The sequence below is a fragment of the Streptomyces sp. NPDC048392 genome (assembly GCF_043200575.1).
Taxonomy (GTDB): Bacteria; Actinomycetota; Actinomycetes; order Streptomycetales; family Streptomycetaceae; genus Streptomyces.
In genome coordinates, this window is sequence record NZ_JBICYB010000004.1 from 47,632 (window position 1) to 64,745 (window position 17,114).

Here is a 17,114-nt window from a genome sequence, read left to right on the forward strand (position 1 = left end):
CTCCGCTGTGAAGGTTGGCTCCTCGGGCGCGTACTTTTAGGCGCACACGCGTCGGTAGGAGCAGTCTTGGCACGGAAGATCGGCAGCCGGTACACCGCCCACCAGATCCTCGGACGGGGCAGTGCCGGCACGGTGTGGCTGGGCGAGGGCCCCGAGGGACCCGTCGCGATCAAGCTGCTGCGCGAGGACCTGGCGTCCGACCAGGAACTCGTCTCCCGCTTCGTGCAGGAGCGCACCGCACTGCTCGGCCTGGAGCACCCGCACGTCGTCTCCGTACGCGACCTGGTGGTCGACGGCAACGACCTCGCGCTCGTCATGGACCTGGTGCGGGGCACGGACCTGCGCACCCGGCTCGACCGGGAGCGGCGCCTGGCGCCCGAGGCCGCGGTGGCCGTCGTCGCCGACGTCGCCGACGGACTGGCCGCCGCGCACGCCGCCGGGGTCGTGCACCGCGACGTCAAACCCGAGAACGTACTGCTCGACATGCAGGGCCCGCTCGGCCCCGGCGGCTCGCACCCGGCCCTGCTGACGGACTTCGGGGTGGCCAAGCTCATCGACACCCCGCGGCGCACCCGCGCCACGAAGATCATCGGTACGCCCGACTACCTGGCGCCGGAGATCGTCGAGGGCCTGCCCCCGCGCGCGGCGGTCGACATCTACGCGCTGGCCACGGTGCTGTACGAGCTGCTGGCCGGCTTCACGCCGTTCGGCGGCGGCCACCCCGGCGCGGTGCTGCGCCGCCATGTGACCGAGCGGGTCGTCCCGCTCCCCGGCATCCCGGACGAGCTGTGGCAGCTCCTCGTCCAGTGCCTCGCCAAGGCGCCGGCCTCCCGGCTGCGCGCCTCCGAGCTGAGCGCCCGGCTGCGCGAGCTGCTGCCGATGCTGGCCGGGATGGGCCCGCTGGACGTGGACGAGCCCGACGCCGAGCAGGAGGAGGACGCGTCCGAGGAACCCCCGGCCGCTTCCTCGTCCGCCGCAGAGCCCGCACGGCGCCGGGGAGCGGTGCCCCTGGTGCCGGGGGCCAAGCCGGCCGACTCCAACCGCGACACCCACACGTCGATGCGCGTACCCGCCCCGGACGAGCTGGCCGGCGGCGCCCGCGGCACCGCCCGCGCCCCGCGCGCGGCGGGCGCCCCGCGCCCCGGCTCGGCCCGCAACCGCGCCGCCGCCCGGCGGCGCCGGATCGCGCTGGGCGCGGGCGCGGTCGCCCTGGTGGCGGCGGTCGGCGTCGGTACGTGGCTGGCCACGGGCGGTGACGAGGGCGGCACCGGCCCCCAGGACACGCGGAACTCGGCACCGGCCTCCCCGTGAGGCCGCGCGCCGTGGTCACCACCGCCACATGACGGCCCGGCGAAGACCGCTGGACGGAGCCGTTACGCTGGATGCGTGGCAGTCGTCGATGTATCCGAAGAGCTGAAGTCCCTCTCCTCGACCATGGAGTCGATCGAGGCCGTCCTGGACCTCGACAGGCTGAGGGCAGACATCGCCGTGCTCGAGGAGCAGGCGGCCGCGCCCTCCCTGTGGGACGACCCGGAGGCGGCGCAGAAGATCACCAGCAAGCTCTCCCACCTCCAGGCCGAGGTGCGGAAGGCCGAGGCCCTGCGCGGCCGGATCGACGATCTCGGCGTGCTCTTCGAGATGGCCGAGGAGGAGGACGACCCGGACACCCGCGCCGAGGCCGAGTCCGAGCTCACGGCCGTCCGCAAGGCGCTGGACGAGATGGAGGTCCGCACTCTGCTCTCGGGCGAGTACGACGCGCGTGAGGCGCTCGTCAACATCCGCGCCGAGGCCGGTGGCGTGGACGCCGCCGACTTCGCCGAGAAGCTCCAGCGCATGTACCTGCGCTGGGCCGAGCAGCGCGGCTACAGGACCGAGATCTACGAGACGTCGTACGCGGAGGAGGCCGGCATCAAGTCGACCACCTTCGCCGTGCAGTCGCCGTACGCCTACGGCACCCTCTCCGTCGAGCAGGGCACCCACCGCCTGGTGCGCATCTCGCCCTTCGACAACCAGGGCCGCCGCCAGACCTCCTTCGCGGGCGTCGAGATCCTCCCCGTGGTCGAGCAGACCGACCACATCGAGATCGACGAGTCCGAGCTGCGGGTGGACGTGTACCGCTCGTCCGGCCCCGGCGGCCAGGGCGTCAACACCACCGACTCCGCGGTGCGCCTCACCCACCTCCCCACCGGCATCGTCGTCTCCTGCCAGAACGAGCGCTCCCAGATCCAGAACAAGGCCACCGCCATGAACGTCCTCCAGGCCAAGCTCCTGGAGCGGCGCCGCCAGGAGGAGCAGGCCAAGATGGACGCCCTCAAGGGCGACGGGGGCAACTCCTGGGGCAACCAGATGCGTTCGTACGTGCTGCACCCGTACCAGATGGTCAAGGACCTGCGCACGGAGCACGAAGTGGGCAACCCCGAGGCCGTGTTCAACGGTGAGATCGACGGTTTCCTGGAAGCCGGCATTCGCTGGCGCAAGCAGCAGGAGAAGTAACGCGAAGCGGGAACGCCGCTTTGTCGACAAGGCAACTGCCGCCCTTCCGGCGGCGGTTGCCTTTTCTCTGCCCGCTGTTCGCAGGTGATGTATGGGTTTTACGTCACACTCACCCCCAACTGCGTCCGGCATACGTCCCGTACCTGGACATCGCGTACGCAATGGCCTTGACGTTGCTTTGAACGTTCGTAAGGGTGAGGCTCGGCATGCGTATTTCCGGGGCGCATGTGAACCGGGGGACTTGAGTGCACGCAGCCACCCCCGTCGATCACGGCCCCGAGTGCGGCCTCACTGACTAATCGGCTACTGGGGGTAGCAACTACATGACGAAGAAGACGCGCATCCGTGTCGCGCGCATAGCGGCCGGCGCCGTGATCGCGGCCGGCGCATCCCTGACCGCCGCGGGCGCCGCCTCGGCGCTTGACTTCGGCGTAAGCGCCAGCGCCGAGGGGAGCGGTGCCGGCCTGAAGGCCGGGCTGGGCGAGGAAGACGGTGACCCCTGCGACATCGTCGTCACTCCGGAGTGCGACGACGACACTACGAGCGGCGGTACCTCCGGCGACACCACCTCGGGTGGTATGACCGGCGACACTACGAGCGGCGGTACCACGGGCGACACCACCTCGGGTGGTACGACCGGCGACACTACGAGCGGCGGTACCACGGGCGACACCACCTCGGGTGGTACGACCGGCGACACCACGGGCGGCGGCACCTCCGGCGACACCACGGGCGGCGGTACCACGGGCGACACCACCTCCGGTGGCGCCTCCGGTGGCAACGGCGGTGACTCCACCGGTGGCAACGGCGGCACCGGTGGCAACGGCGGTTCCACCGGCGGTGACTCCACCGGCGGCAACGGCGGCGGCAACACCACCCCCGATGGTGGCAGTAACGACAACGTCACCCAGGACCAGGGTTCCTCGGCGCTGACCGACACCGGCGAAGCGGCCCAGGCCTCCGACACCACCGCCCAGGGCAGCGGTGACGAGCTCGCCGAGACCGGCGCCGCGGAGACCACGTTCCTGCTGGTCGGCGCCGCCACGATGATCGCCGGAGGCATCGGCTTCCGCCTGCTGCCGCGCATGATGAACGGCCGCGGCGGGGCCACCGCCTGACGGTAGCCGTCCGCGTACGCACCGCGCACGCGACGCGAGGCACCACGTAAGGGGCCCGGAGCAACCGCTCCGGGCCCCTTACGTGTGTGTCCGTGTCCGCGCCCTGGAGGCCCGCGAGGGGCCCTCCAGGCCCGTCAGACGGTCTGGTGGGCCAGCAGGGCCACCGCCGCGATCAGCACCGCCAGCAGCGCGATCAGCGTCATCGGATTCAGGCCCCCGAGGAAGTTGCCCTCCTGCTGCAGCCGCTCGCGGTTGGCTCGGCACACCGGGCACCTGCCCTCGTTCACGGGCGCCGCGCAGTTCGCGCACACCAACCGGTCGTACGTCATGCGCTCGCCCTCCTTGCCACCGGCTCTGTCTGGAGAACGCCCGCGACGACACGAACGTTCCCTTCCACTGTGCCAGGTTCCGCCCGCCCCCGCGCGCCCTCCCGGCGGGGACAAAGCTCGCAACTGATACCCAACCCAGACCGGTGACTGCGGTCGGCTCCCCGGTTCGCGTATGGTCACGCACATCTACCCCCGGCGACCCGTGGTGCACCCGTGATCCGATTCGACAACGTCTCCAAGGTCTACCCCAAACAGAGCCACCCAGCCCTCAGGGACGTCTCCCTGGAGGTCGAGAAGGGCGAGTTCGTCTTCCTCGTGGGGTCCTCCGGCTCCGGCAAGTCCACCTTCCTGCGGCTGGTCCTCCGCGAGGAGCGGTGCAGCCACGGACAGGTGCACGTCCTGGGGAAGGACCTCGCCCGCCTGTCCAACTGGAAGGTGCCGCAGATGCGGCGCCAGCTGGGGACGGTGTTCCAGGACTTCCGCCTGCTGCCGAACAAGACGGTCGGCGAGAACGTCGCCTTCGCCCAGGAGGTCATCGGCAAGTCCCGTGGTGAGATCCGCAAGTCCGTGCCGCAGGTGCTGGACCTCGTGGGTCTCGGCGGCAAGGAGGACCGCAGGCCCGGCGAGCTGTCCGGAGGTGAGCAGCAGCGCGTCGCCATCGCGCGCGCGTTCGTCAACCGGCCCAAGCTGCTGATCGCCGACGAGCCCACGGGCAACCTCGACCCGCAGACCTCCGTCGGCATCATGAAGCTGCTCGACCGCATCAACCGGACGGGCACCACCGTGGTGATGGCCACGCACGACCAGAACATCGTGGACCAGATGCGCAAGCGCGTCATCGAGCTGGAGAAGGGCCGCCTCGTCCGTGACCAGGCACGCGGCGTCTACGGCTACCAGCACTGACGACGAGGAAACGAAAGGCTTAACGAGACGCCATGCGCGCCCAGTTCGTGCTCTCGGAGATCGGTGTCGGTCTTCGCCGCAATCTGACGATGACCTTCGCGGTGATCGTCTCCGTCGCCCTGTCCCTGGCTCTGTTCGGCGGGTCGCTGCTGATGAGCGACCAGGTCAGCACCATGAAGGGCTACTGGTACGACAAGGTCAACGTCTCGGTCTTCCTCTGCAACAAGAGCGACGCCGAGTCCGACCCCAACTGCGCCAAGGGCGCGGTGACCGCGGACCAGAAGAAGCAGATCATGTCCGACCTCGACGAGATGGCCGTCGTCGAGAAGGTGACGTACGAGTCGCAGGACGACGCGTACAAGCACTACAAGGAGCAGTTCGGCGACTCTCCGCTGGCCAGCTCCCTCACGCCGGACCAGATGCAGGAGTCGTACCGGATCAAGCTGAAGGACCCGGAGAAGTACCAGGTCATCGCGACCGCCTTCGACGGCCGGGAGGGCGTGCAGTCCGTCCAGGACCAGAAGGGCATCCTGGACAACCTCTTCGGCCTCCTCAACGGCATGAACTGGGCCGCCCGCGCGGTGATGACGCTCATGCTCGTCGTCGCCCTGATGCTGATCGTCAACACCGTGCGCGTCTCGGCGTTCAGCCGGCGGCGCGAGACCGGCATCATGCGCCTCGTGGGCGCCTCGGGCTTCTACATCCAGGCGCCGTTCATCATGGAGGCGGCGGTCGCCGGTCTCATCGGCGGTGGTGTCGCGTGCGGCTTCCTGGTGGTCGCCAGATACTTCATCATCGATCACGGACTCGCCCTGTCCGAGAAGCTGAACCTGATCAACTTCATCGGCTGGGACGCCGTCCTGACGAAGCTGCCGCTCATCCTGGCCACGAGTCTGCTGATGCCCGCGTTGGCCGCGTTCTTCGCGCTGCGCAAGTACCTGAAGGTGTGACACATGCCAAGGGGGCCGCACGGTCAAGCGTCCGTGCGGCCCCCTCGCGTTGTCCTAGACTCACCGGCATGTCAGGTCGTGACCTGTTCCGTCAGCCCCGCCGCGTACGCCACGGGGCCGCCCTGACCTTGGTGTTCGCGAGCGTGCTCGCCGCGGGCGCGGCCACCGGCTCGTTCCCCGGCACCGACCGGAAGCCGGAGCCCGGCACGGCCCGTTCGGCCGCCCCGGTCGGTCAGCGGGACGGGCACGACGACGTCGCCCGGGCGGCGGCCGAGGCCATGGCCGACGGCAAGTCCCCCGTGGAGGCCGCCGAACGCGCGGTCAGCCGCAGCGGGGACCGCTGGGGCGCCGTCTACTCGCGGGGCGAGTACGAGGAGTTGGAGGACGCCCTCGACGGCCGCTACACCGGTGTCGGGCTCTCCGCGCGCCGCGAGCGCGACGGCCGTATCGAGGTGACCGGGGTGCGCTCCGGCTCGCCCGCCGCCGACGCCGGGATCCGCCGGGGCGACCGGCTGCGCAGCGTCGACGGGGAGCGGGTCGACGGGCGGCCCGTGACCGAGGTCGTCTCCATACTGCGCGGCGACGCCGAGCAGGAGCCCGCCGGCACCGCCGTCCGGCTCGGTCTGCAACGCGGCACGCGCGCGTGGACCGAGACCGTGCGCCGCGCCCGGCTGTCCACGGACCCCGTGACCGTGCGCACGCTCGCCGACGGCCTCACCGTCGTCAAGGTCGCCTCCTTCACCAAGGGCGTCGGTGAACAGGTGTGCACCGCCGTCGCGCGGGTGCCGTCCGGCGCCGGTGTCGTCCTCGATCTGCGCGGCAACTCCGGCGGCCTGGTCACCGAGGCCGTCACCACCGCCTCCGCCTTCCTCGACGGGGGGCTGGTCGCCACGTACGACGTCGACGGTGACCAGCGCGCCCTGCACGCCGAGGCCGGCGGCGACACGGTCCGGCCCCTGGTCGCGCTCGTGGACGGCGGCACGATGAGCGCGGCCGAGCTTCTCACCGGGGCCCTCCAGGACCGCGGCCGTGCGGTCGTCCTGGGCTCCCGCACCTTCGGCAAGGGCTCGGTGCAGATGCCGAGCCGGCTGCCCGACGGTTCGGTGGCCGAGCTGACCGTCGGGCACTACCGCACTCCCTCCGGCCGCGGGGTCGACGGCACGGGCATCACGCCCGACCTGGAGGTCGACCCGGCGGACCCGGCCGCCCTGGAACGGGCCCGGACGGTGCTGAGCGGACTGGGACGCCAGACGCCCACCGCGTAATCGGCTTTCCGCGGGAGCACCCCGTAGTGCCAAAATGGACCGCACTATGGCTAAGGAAAAAGGGCGCAAGCTGATCGCGCAGAACAAGAAGGCGCGGCACGACTACCAGATCCTCGACACCTACGAGGCGGGCCTCGTGCTGTCCGGTACCGAGGTGAAGTCGCTGCGCCAGGGGCGGGCGTCGCTGGCCGACGGCTTCGTGCAGCTGGACGGACACGAGGCGTGGCTGCACAACGTACACGTGCCGGAGTACAGCCAGGGCACCTGGACCAACCACACCGCCCGGCGCAAGCGGAAGCTGCTGCTGCACCGCGTGGAGATCGACAAGCTGGAGTCGAAGTCCCAGGAGAGCGGTCACACGATCGTGCCCCTGGCGCTCTACTTCAAGGACGGCCGGGCCAAGGTCGAGATCGCGCTGGCGCGGGGCAAGAAGGAGTACGACAAGCGCCAGACCCTCCGGGAGAAGCAGGACCGTCGCGAGGCGGAGCGGACGATCTCCGCGATCCGGCGCAAGCAGCGGGCCTGACCGCCCCGGGAATGGGCTGGCACCCACGTGCGTTGGTCACGTACGATGGCAACCGCACCGCACAGCAGGTGTGGCTGTGATTGAAAAATCAACATGGGGATGATCGGTTTCGACAGCGGATGTCGAAGCAGGGGAAGCGTGTCGAGGAAGCGGCCATGATCTCGTAAACCACAGGCCGAAAAAAATAATCGCCAACACCAAGCGCGATTCCTCCCAGCAGGCCTTCGCCCTCGCTGCCTGATCTCAGGTAGCGAAGCGAGCCTCCTACTAAGGGAGTGTCAGCCCGGGGCTGTTCCCGACCCGGATCCTGGCATCAGCTAGGGGACTAAACCTTGATCCCGGTCACGGGGTGAAGAGGGAAACCAAACAGTGACTGAGCCCGTCGGAGACTTGTCCGCGTGATCTCCGGGGCTGAGAAAATCGAAGCGGACTGCACACGGAGAAGCCCTGATTCCGCACCGTTGGACGCGGGTTCGATTCCCGCCATCTCCACGAGGTCGAGGGCGACGTGTGCTCGCGAAAGCGCGAGCCACGTCGCCCTCGACGTATGTGCGCGGCTTCGCCGCGCGATGCGGGGGACTTCGCCCCCCGCACTCCCTGCGGAGGGAGCCCCCTGGGTCCCGGCCGCCCGCCGGCGGCCCAGGGGGTTTCTCACGTTCCCGGGGTCCGGGGCGGCAGCAGGGTGAGCAGCAGGGCCGCCGCGGCCGCCGTGACCGGTATGCCGTAGGCGGCGGTGGGGGAGACGTGCTCCACCGTCCAGCCGCCCGCCGCGCTGCCGCACGCGATGCCGCCGAGCAGACCGGTCACCGCGAGGGTCATGCCCTCGTTCGAACGCCCCTCCGGCGTGCGGTGCTGGACCAGCGTCATCGTGGTGACCATCGTCGGAGCCGTCGCCATCCCGCCGACCAGCAGCGTGAGCGCCAGCAGCGGCAGCGAGCCGCTGAGGGAGGCCGCGAGGAGCGGCAGCGTCAGCAGGGCGGTCATCGCGGCCACGCACCGGGACAGACGGCGCTCGGCCGGACCGGTGGGCTTGACCGCGCCGTACAGCAGACCCGCCGCACACGACCCGGCCGCCTGCAACGCGAGAACCGCCCCGGCCGCGGCGCGGTGACCCCGGGCGTCCGCGAAAGCGACAGTGACGACCTCCATGGCGCCGAAGACCCCGCCCATCGCCAGGCACACGACCAGCAGCGGGGGGATGCCCGGGGCCCGGAAGGGCCCCTTCGCCGTCGGGCGAGGACGGGCCGGCGGCTCGGTCGCCCGCTGCGCGGCGAACAGCAGCATGCCGGTCACCAGCAGCACCACGCCCACGAGCGTGCCGGCCTCCGGGAACAGCGCGGTGCACAGGAACGCCGCGAGAACGGGCCCGAGCATGAAACACAGCTCGTCCGTGGCCTGTTCGAAGGAGTTCGCGGTGTGCAGCGCGTCGGCGTCGCCCTTCAGCAGGTGGACCCAGCGGGCGCGGGCCATGCCGCCGGTGTTGGGCGTCGTCGCGGTGGCGGCGTGGGCGGCGAACAGGGTCCAGGAGGGCGCCCCGTACCGCACGCACAGCAGCAGGGCCAGGGAGCCCAGCGCGGCGAACAGGGTGGCGGGCACGGCCACCCGGGCCTGGCCGTGCCGGTCGACGAGCCGCGCGGTCCACGGGGCGACCAGCGCCGTCGCCGCCAGCCCCGTCGCGGTGACGGCGCCGGCGAGGGCGTACGAACCATGGGCGCCGGCGATCATCACGACCGCGCTCACGCTGAACATGCCCATGGGCAGCCGGGCGGTGAGATTGCCGACCGCGAACGCCCGGGCGCCTGGCGTGGAGAGGAGGCGACGGTACGGGCCGGGCGGCCGGTGCCGGGAGCGGGGACGGAAATCGGCCGCGACCAGGGTGTCGGCGGTGACGGTGAGGAAGGGAGTGGGCGGAGAGGGGCGGGGCGGGTGCGCTCGGGTCGGTTGCGGCATGCGTCCACCGTCACCCGGAGGCGCTCAGGGGGTCCAACACCTGCTCCGTGGCAATTCACGCACTCCCGTTGTAAATTCACCGGATGCCCGCACCCGCCCACCTCGACCCCCGCCTGCTGCGCGCCTTCGTCGCCGTCGCCGAGGAACTGCACTTCACCCGCGCCGCCGCCCGCCTCTACGTCGCCCAGCAGGCGCTCAGCCGGGATGTGCGGCGACTGGAGCGCGAGTTGGGCGCCGACCTCTTCGTCCGGACCACCCGGCAGGTGACGCCGACGGCCGACGGTGAGCGGCTGCTGCCGTACGCCCGCCGGGTCCTGCAGGCGCAGGACGAACTGCTGGCCGCCTTCGGACAGGCCCGCCCGCTGCTGGTCGACCTCAACTCCCCGGGTCTGGTCACCGGTCGCCTGGTCCTGGAGCGGGCCCGCTCGCTCGCGCCCGAGCAGGAGCTGATGGCCCGCTACGAGAGCGGACTGACCTTCGCCGCCGGTGAACTGCTCGCGGGCCGCCTCGACGCCTCCTTCGGCCGGTTCGCCGGACTCCCCCCGGCGCTGCGGGCCGGCCTCGCCCACCAGCCGGTGCGTCACGAGCCCATGGCGGTCGTCCTGCCCGAGGGTCACCCGCTGGCCCGGCTGCCGCAGGTGCCGCTGTCCGCACTCGCCGGGGAGACCGTGTACGCCGGGGCCGGCAACCCGCGCACGCCGGAGTGGACCGACCTCGCGCACCGCCTGTTCGCGGGACGCGGCATCGACGTGGCGCCGCCCCTTCCGCCGGCGATCGGGGAAGAGGAGTTCCAACGCATCATGGACAAGACACGCAATCCGATCCTCGCCGTGGTGAGTTTTCCGGCCATGGCCGCCACCGTGGTGCGTCCGCTCGTCAACCCCGTGCCGCTGTCGCCGGTTTCCTTGGTCTGGCGAAAGGGACTGGTGCATCCGGCGCTCGACGCGCTGCGCCGGGCGGCATCCCAGGTCGCGGCCGAAAAGGGTTGGCTCAGGGTCCCGGCCGAGGGGTGGATTCCGGCCGCCGACGCGACTGTGATGTCCGCCCATAAGTGACACTCGGCAACCACGCATCCTCCGCGTGCGCTACATTCTTTGCCTGAGCACGGTGTGATACAGGGGGCGCTCGAACCTGGTGGGGGCCGGTTCGACCGACGAGTGCTCGGAGTCGTACGCGCACCCGGAAGTGTTCCGTGGGGGGAAGTGCGCGCGTGTGAAGAAATGGCAAGAAGACGCCCAACCGGAGTGGCCCGAGGTCGAGTCCGGGGCTCGTGAACTCCCGGAGGCAAGACAGGATGCCCAGGCCACCGAGGTGCTGCCGTCGACCCGGACCGTCCCATCGGCCGGGGAACCTCCGATGACCGCGACCGGCGGGCCCGGTGGACCCACCGGGTCCGGGCACACCGGAACCACCGGGCCCGCGTCGGACTCGGGGTGGTTCGGAAGTCCCGGTGAGGGCCGTCCTCGTCACGGGAGTTCCGCCGGCGACCGGACGGAGATCCCCGGCTCCCGAATAGCGGACCGGACGGGCCGGCGCCCGAGGGACGGTGCCCCGGCGGGCGGAGCCCGTGGGTCTCGCGGCCTGGGCCCCGATCCGCTGGCTCAGGGACGGATAACCTGGGGCACGACCGACCCGGCCGGGGCGAACCGGGGCGAGGCCACACCGAACGGCAACGCCCCGTACGGCAGCACGCCGTCCGCCGACGCGTCGTCCGCCGACGCGTCGTACGGCGACGCCTCGTCCGCCGACGCCCCGTACGGCAACGCTCCGTACGGCAACGCTCCGTACGGCAACGCCCCGTACGGCAACGCCCCCTACGGCGGCACCGCGTACGGCAACGTCCCGAACGACGCCGCCCCGAGCGGGGCCCGTCCGACCGGGACCGACCCGGCGAGGGCCGACCCGGCGAGGGCCGACTCCACGAGGACCGACCCGTTCGGCACGGCAGCTCCCGGCGCCGCCCCGCCGCCCGGACCCGGCCACGCCCACCGCGGCACCGGTACGGACGCCGACCGGACGGACGTCCTCCCGTCGGCCGGTCCCGCCGCCCCGGCCGTTCCCACCCGCGCCCTCCCCGCCACCGCCGCACTCCGCGACCCCTGGCAGGAGACCCCGGGCACGGACGGCGACGCGGGTGCCGACGCCGGTGGCCACACCCACGACCCGCACGAGGTGACGGTCCAGCTCGACGCCGTCCAGCTCGGCGACGGCGTACTCCTGCGGGCCGACGGCGGACACCGCAAGAGCGGCCCGGAGGCCTCCGAGGGGCCCGTCTTCGTCGACGCCTCGGGCCGCCGCAGCCGCCTGTACCGCCGGCTGGGCATCCTGGTCGGCATCGCCTGCGCGGTCTACGCCGTCGTCATCGTCTCCACGCTGCTCTCCGGCAACTCCGACGCGCCCTGGATGCCCGTACCGGCCCAGGAGGAGGGCGCCCCGGCCGGCCAGGTCGACACCACCCCGCTGCCCTCCCAGTCTGCGCAGCCCTCCGGCACCGGCACCGCCGACCCGCGGGCCACGCCCTCGACCGGCACCGGCGCGACCACCGCGCCGGGCGTCGAGGCGCCCGCCTCGGGCACGTCCGGCGCGTCCGGCACCACGGGCCGGCCCGGTACGAGCGCCGTCCCCGAGTCGTCGGCGCCGGGGACCGGCCGGAACCCGGGCGGCACCGGCGCGACCGGCCCCGACCCGACGCAGTCGACACAGGCGCCGCCCCCCGCCACCACGGACCCGTCGGCCACGACGGGCGGCGGCACCACGGCCGACCCGGCCACACCCACCGGCGGCTCCACCACGGGCACCGACCCGGGTACGGGCGGCACCAACGCCAACGGCGCGAGCGACCCCGGCCCCGTCGCCGGGCCGGCCGGCGAACCCGTCGTGGTCGCCGAACCCGGCGACATCTCCACGTCCCCTTCCCTGTCCCCGGAGAACACCCTCTGATGGCATCCCGCACCCGCCGTCACGGGGCCGCGCGCGGCGCCCGTGAGGGCTCCCGCCGTCGCCTGCCCCTGCGTCTGCTGCTTCCGCTGCTGGTCCTGGTCGCCCTGGTCGCGATGCTCATGCTGCGCGGATACGTGCACAGCGAGATCCTCGCCGACCACCGCGTCCAGCCGCCCGCCGCCACCACCCACGTGCCCGAGAAGATCATGGAGGGCGGCCCGGTCATCGACGTCCGCGGCGGCCGCACCGAGAGCATGAGCGTGCCCGACCACCGGCTCGTCCTCACCTTCGACGACGGCCCGGACCCGACCTGGACACCGCGCGTCCTCGACGTGCTGAAGAAGCACGACGCGCACGCGGTCTTCTTCGTCACCGGCACCATGGCCTCCCGCTACCCCGACCTCGTCGAGCGCATGGTCGACGAGGGCCACGAGGTGGGCCTGCACACCTTCAACCACCCCGACCTCTCCTACCAGTCCGCGAAGCGCATCGACTGGGAGCTGTCGCAGACCCAGCTGGCGATCACCGGCGCGGCCGGTGTCCGCACCTCGCTCTTCCGTCCGCCGTACTCCTCCTTCGCCGACGCCATGGACGACAAGTCCTGGCCCGTGACCGAGTACATCGGCAGCCGCGGCTACATCACCGTCGTCAACAACACCGACAGCGAGGACTGGCAGAAGCCCGGTGTGGACGAGATCATCCGCCGCGCCACGCCGCACGGCGGCAAGGGCGCCATCGTCCTGATGCACGACTCCGGCGGCGACCGCCACCAGACCGTGCAGGCCCTGGACAGGTTCCTGCCCGACCTGAAGAAGAAGGGCTACGAGTTCGACAACCTCACCGAGGCCCTGGACGCGCCCAGCGCCATGACCCCGGTGGCCGGCGCCGAACTGTGGAAGGGCAAGGCATGGGTCTTCCTCGTCCAGGCCTCGGAGAGGCTCACCGACGTCCTGGTGGTGGGCCTGGCGATCATCGGCACGCTGGTCATCGGGCGCTTCGTCCTGATGCTGCTCCTTTCCGGCGTCCACGCCCGCCGGGTCCGGCGCCGGCGCTTCCGCTGGGGACCGGCGGTCACCGAACCGGTCACCGTGCTGGTCCCGGCGTACAACGAGGCCAAGTGCATCGAGAACACGGTCCGCTCCCTCATGGAGAGCGACCATCCGATCGAGATCATCGTCATCGACGACGGCTCCAGTGACGGCACCGCCCGGATCGTGGAGAAGCTGGGTCTGCCGGGCGTCCGGGTGATCCGGCAGCTCAACGCGGGCAAGCCGGCCGCGCTCAACCGGGGCCTGGCCAACGCCCGCTACGACATCGTCGTGATGATGGACGGCGACACCGTCTTCGAGCCCTCCACCGTCCGCGAACTCGTCCAGCCCTTCGGCGACCCGAAGGTGGGCGCCGTGGCAGGCAACGCGAAGGTCGGCAACAAGGACAGCCTCATCGGCGCCTGGCAGCACATCGAGTACGTGATGGGCTTCAACCTGGACCGCCGGATGTACGACATCCTCGGCTGCATGCCGACCATCCCCGGCGCGGTCGGCGCCTTCCGCCGCTCCGCCCTGCAGCCCATCGGCGGCATGAGCGACGACACGCTCGCCGAGGACACCGACGTCACCATGGCGCTGCACAGGGCCGGCTGGCGGGTGGTCTACGCCGAGAACGCCCGCGCCTGGACCGAGGCCCCGGAGTCCGTGCAGCAGCTGTGGTCCCAGCGCTACCGCTGGTCGTACGGCACCATGCAGGCCATCTGGAAGCACCGCCGCGCGGTGATCGAGAAGGGCTCCTCGGGCCGCTTCGGCCGCGTGGGCCTGCCCTTCGTCTCCCTGTTCATGATCGTGGCGCCGCTGCTGGCCCCGCTGATCGACGTCTTCCTGCTCTACGGCCTCGTCTTCGGGCCGACCGAGGAGACGGTCATGGCGTGGCTGGGCGTCCTGGCCATCCAGGCGGTCTGCGCGGCCTTCGCCTTCCGGCTCGACCGGGAACCGCTGACCCCGCTCATCTCGCTGCCCCTCCAGCAGATCCTGTACCGCCAGATCATGTACGTGGTGCTGCTCCAGTCCTGGATCACGGCGCTCACCGGCGGCCGGCTGCGCTGGCAGAAGCTGCGGCGCAGCGGCGGCGTGTCCGCGCCGCCGCCCGGAGCCGACGGCGTCGTGTCCCAGCGGCGGTCCGGTGCCGTGGACGGGAGGCCGGTCGGATGACCACCCCGCCGTTCGACCCGACGCGGCCGACGCCCGCCGCCCCGGCCACCGCCGCCCCGACCCGGAGAGTCCCGCACGTGACCGCACCGCCCCCGTATCCTCCCGTCGGCGCGGACTCGGCCGCACGGACCGCACCGGCCGGCCCTCCCGTGCCTGCCCGTCCCGCGGCGCCGGCCATGCCCCAGCAGCAGGCACGGCGCGCTCCCGTCCGCGACCGTTACTTCGACCTGCTGCGGGCCGTGGCCCTCTTCCGCGTGGTCCTCTACCACCTGATGGGCTGGGCCTGGCTGCCGGTGGTGTTCCCGTCCATGGGCGTGATGTTCGCCCTCGCGGGCAACCTGATGGCGCGCTCCCTCAAGCGCCCGGCCGTCCAGGTCGTCCGCAGCCGCATGCGCCGTCTGCTGCCGCCGCTGTGGCTGCTGGGCGTCGTGGGCGTGACCGGCATGGTGCTGCAGGGCTGGGGACCGAACGACGACGGGCACCCGGGCTTCTGGTGGCTCCACCTCGCCTTCTGGATCCTGCCGCTGAGCGACCCGCCGTTCGCCGAGGGGCTGCCGGGCATCCACGGCATCCTGGGCGAGGACTGGGCCTCGGAACTCGCCGGTCCGCTGTGGTACATCCGCGCCTACCTCTGGTACGTCCTGCTCTCCCCGGTACTGCTGCGCGCGCTGCGGGCCCTGCCGTGGCTGACGATCCTGGCGCCGCTCGCGCTGTCGGCCGCCTTCCAGTTCGGCTACCTCAACCTGCCGGGCGAGCGGTTCCCCTCGGCGCTGACGGATTTCAGCACCTTCGGGGCCTGCTGGGTCCTGGGCATGGCCCACCAGGAAGGCGTCCTGAAGCGGCTGCCGCGCTACGTCGTGCCCTCGATGGCACCGGTGATCGCGGCTGTGGGCCTCTGGTACGCCTTCCGGGAGGGCTTCAAGACCGGGTACGACCTCGACTCCATCCCCTTCGCGCAGGCCGTCTGGTCCTTCGCCACGGTCCTGCTGCTCCTGCACGTCAGTCCGTCGTGGACGGAGTGGCCGCGCCGGCTGCGACGCTGGGACCGGCTGATCACCCTGCTCAACTCGCGCGCCGTGACGATCTACCTGTGGCACAACGTCTGCATCCTCGTCGCGGCCACCCTGTGGGACCAGCTGTGGGGCTTCGACGTCCTCTACGAGCACGTCCCGTGGCTGCTGGAGAGTGCCTGGCCGGTCCTGGTCATCGCCTGGCTGCTGATCGGGAGCTGCATCGTCTGGTTCGGCTGGATGGAGGACGTGGCCGCCAAGCGCAAGCCCCAGCTGTGGCCGGACGGCGGCGGGAAGCGCCCCGCGCGGAAGCAGCCCACGGGCCGGGCCCGGGCGGCACACCGGAGCTGACGCGTGTCGGCCCTCCGTGCGAGACTGCCCCGGTTGCGCAAGTGAACACAGTGGCGCGAGCCGGTCAGGGGGAGCGGGCGGGATGAGCAAGCGGCAGACGCGGAAGATGCTGCGGTTGATGGCGAGCGGGGAGCCGGTCCAGCTCACCAGCCCGATGGCGTCCGTGAAGAAGCTCGCCAGACTCGCCTTCGTCGCCCAGCAGTTCGGGTACGAGTACGCCGACGTGCGCCAGGGCGGCGGGAACAACGCCTCGCTCACCATGCTGCTCGTCCCCGATCCCGGCCCGCAGGCCCGGACCCGGGCGGCGCAGAACTGGGCGCAGTATCCGAACGCCGGTGACGGGGTGTCGGTGCCGCCGCTCGTGCCGGACGCCTTCGAACTCCTCAAGGCGCGGATCAACTTCGACCTCACCGGCAAGAACGCCGAGAAGCGGATGGGGTACGGCGCCCTCGGCGTCACCGTCGGCTGTGTGGTCCTCGCCTACCGCGCGGGCGGCTCGTCCGGCGACTTCGTCGTCGCCGCGGTCGTCTGGCTGTTGGTCCTGGCCCTCCTGGGCGTCGGCTTGCTCGTCACCCGCAAGCGCAACGCGAAGTTCGCGGCCCGGCTGCGGGCCGCCGGGTTCATGCCGGTGGCCGACGAGGAGGGGCGGGTGCGCTACCTGCCGCCCTGGGGTTACGGACATCCGCTCCCCGGCCAGTACGCCGCCCAGCCGCAGCAGCAGCCGTACGGTCATCCGCAGCAGCCCTGCCCGCCCCAGCGGGCCCCGCAGCCCTACGCCCCGCAGCCGCAGCAGCCGTACGCCCAGCCCCAGCAGCATGACGCACCTCAGCAGGCCCCGCGGCCCTACCCGCCGCAGCAGGCCCCGCAGCCGTACGCGTCGCCGCAGCCGTACGCGTCGCCGCAGCCGTACGCGTCGCCGCAGGAGCGGCAGCCGTACCCGCCGCAGGCCCACCCGCAGCAGAACCCGCACGGGCAGCCGCACTCCCCGCAAGGCTGACCGCGATCTCTCGGCCCGCGCAGGCGCCGGGTGAGAGCAACGTTCCCTTCCGGTCATCCACAGCCCCACCGGCCCGAA

General features: G+C 71.8%; 14 protein-coding genes and 1 other RNA gene. 13 read left to right on the forward strand and 2 right to left on the reverse strand.

The genetic code is table 11. The annotated features are described in order from the left end of the window. Positions 1-66 precede the first annotated feature (66 nt). The 3 genes from ACGFYH_RS08410 to ACGFYH_RS08420 all read left to right on the forward strand — a co-directional run bounded on the left by ACGFYH_RS08410 (position 67) and on the right by ACGFYH_RS08420 (position 3,611). Positions 67-1,311 (forward strand): serine/threonine-protein kinase, encoded by a 1,245-nt coding sequence (locus ACGFYH_RS08410; RefSeq protein WP_393802348.1) that lies wholly within the window; start codon positions 67-69, stop codon positions 1,309-1,311. 75 nt (positions 1,312-1,386) lie between these two features. Further along, positions 1,387-2,493, forward strand: coding sequence for a peptide chain release factor 2 (prfB, locus tag ACGFYH_RS08415; protein WP_393802349.1), 1,107 nt, complete (start codon positions 1,387-1,389; stop codon positions 2,491-2,493). 323 nt (positions 2,494-2,816) lie between these two features. Further along, complete coding sequence (locus ACGFYH_RS08420; RefSeq protein WP_393802350.1) at positions 2,817-3,611, forward strand: hypothetical protein; 795 nt, start codon at positions 2,817-2,819, stop codon at positions 3,609-3,611. Positions 3,612-3,745: 134 nt separating this feature from the next. Here ACGFYH_RS08420 and ACGFYH_RS08425 read toward each other — a convergent pair whose 3' ends face one another. Then, positions 3,746-3,940: a hypothetical protein gene (locus tag ACGFYH_RS08425; protein ID WP_393802351.1), complete on the reverse strand. Its 195-nt coding sequence runs from the start codon at positions 3,938-3,940 to the stop codon at positions 3,746-3,748. A 213-nt stretch (positions 3,941-4,153) separates the two neighbouring features. Between ACGFYH_RS08425 and ftsE the strand changes: the two genes are divergently transcribed. The 5 genes from ftsE (at position 4,154) to ssrA (ending at position 8,079) form a co-directional block, all read left to right on the forward strand. Further along, complete coding sequence (gene ftsE, locus ACGFYH_RS08430; RefSeq protein ID WP_328560798.1) at positions 4,154-4,843, forward strand: cell division ATP-binding protein FtsE; 690 nt, start codon at positions 4,154-4,156, stop codon at positions 4,841-4,843. A gap of 32 nt (positions 4,844-4,875) precedes the next feature. Then, on the forward strand, positions 4,876-5,793 hold the full coding sequence (gene ftsX / locus ACGFYH_RS08435; RefSeq protein WP_393802352.1) for a permease-like cell division protein FtsX: 918 nt from the start codon (positions 4,876-4,878) through the stop codon (positions 5,791-5,793). 68 nt (positions 5,794-5,861) lie between these two features. Continuing rightward, positions 5,862-7,058: a S41 family peptidase gene (locus ACGFYH_RS08440; RefSeq protein ID WP_393802353.1), complete on the forward strand. Its 1,197-nt coding sequence runs from the start codon at positions 5,862-5,864 to the stop codon at positions 7,056-7,058. Positions 7,059-7,104: 46 nt separating this feature from the next. Further along, on the forward strand, positions 7,105-7,584 hold the full coding sequence (gene smpB / locus ACGFYH_RS08445; RefSeq protein WP_393802354.1) for an SsrA-binding protein SmpB: 480 nt from the start codon (positions 7,105-7,107) through the stop codon (positions 7,582-7,584). A 95-nt stretch (positions 7,585-7,679) separates the two neighbouring features. Then, positions 7,680-8,079, forward strand: a transfer-messenger RNA (tmRNA) gene (ssrA, locus tag ACGFYH_RS08450). 156 nt (positions 8,080-8,235) lie between these two features. Here ssrA and ACGFYH_RS08455 read toward each other — a convergent pair. Then, positions 8,236-9,534 carry an MFS transporter gene (locus ACGFYH_RS08455; RefSeq protein ID WP_393802355.1) on the reverse strand — a complete coding sequence of 433 codons (1,299 nt, stop codon included), beginning with the start codon at positions 9,532-9,534 and terminating at the stop codon, positions 8,236-8,238. Positions 9,535-9,617: 83 nt separating this feature from the next. Here ACGFYH_RS08455 and ACGFYH_RS08460 point away from each other — a divergent pair, with 83 nt between their 5' ends. From ACGFYH_RS08460 to ACGFYH_RS08480, 5 genes are all read left to right on the forward strand, one after another. Beyond that, positions 9,618-10,589 carry a LysR family transcriptional regulator gene (locus ACGFYH_RS08460; protein ID WP_393802356.1) on the forward strand — a complete coding sequence of 324 codons (972 nt, stop codon included), beginning with the start codon at positions 9,618-9,620 and terminating at the stop codon, positions 10,587-10,589. Between the two features lie 301 nt (positions 10,590-10,890). Further along, on the forward strand, positions 10,891-12,474 hold the full coding sequence (locus ACGFYH_RS08465) for a hypothetical protein (protein ID WP_393802357.1): 1,584 nt from the start codon (positions 10,891-10,893) through the stop codon (positions 12,472-12,474). Next, positions 12,474-14,678 carry a polysaccharide deacetylase family protein gene (locus ACGFYH_RS08470; protein WP_393802358.1) on the forward strand — a complete coding sequence of 735 codons (2,205 nt, stop codon included), beginning with the start codon at positions 12,474-12,476 and terminating at the stop codon, positions 14,676-14,678. The genes ACGFYH_RS08465 and ACGFYH_RS08470 overlap by 1 nt, the downstream gene beginning before the upstream one ends. Next, positions 14,675-16,039: an acyltransferase gene (locus ACGFYH_RS08475; RefSeq protein ID WP_393802359.1), complete on the forward strand. Its 1,365-nt coding sequence runs from the start codon at positions 14,675-14,677 to the stop codon at positions 16,037-16,039. Before ACGFYH_RS08470 ends, ACGFYH_RS08475 begins: the two co-directional genes overlap by 4 nt. 82 nt (positions 16,040-16,121) lie before the next feature. Further along, positions 16,122-17,036, forward strand: coding sequence for a hypothetical protein (locus tag ACGFYH_RS08480; protein ID WP_393802360.1), 915 nt, complete (start codon positions 16,122-16,124; stop codon positions 17,034-17,036). Positions 17,037-17,114: the final 78 nt, after the last annotated feature.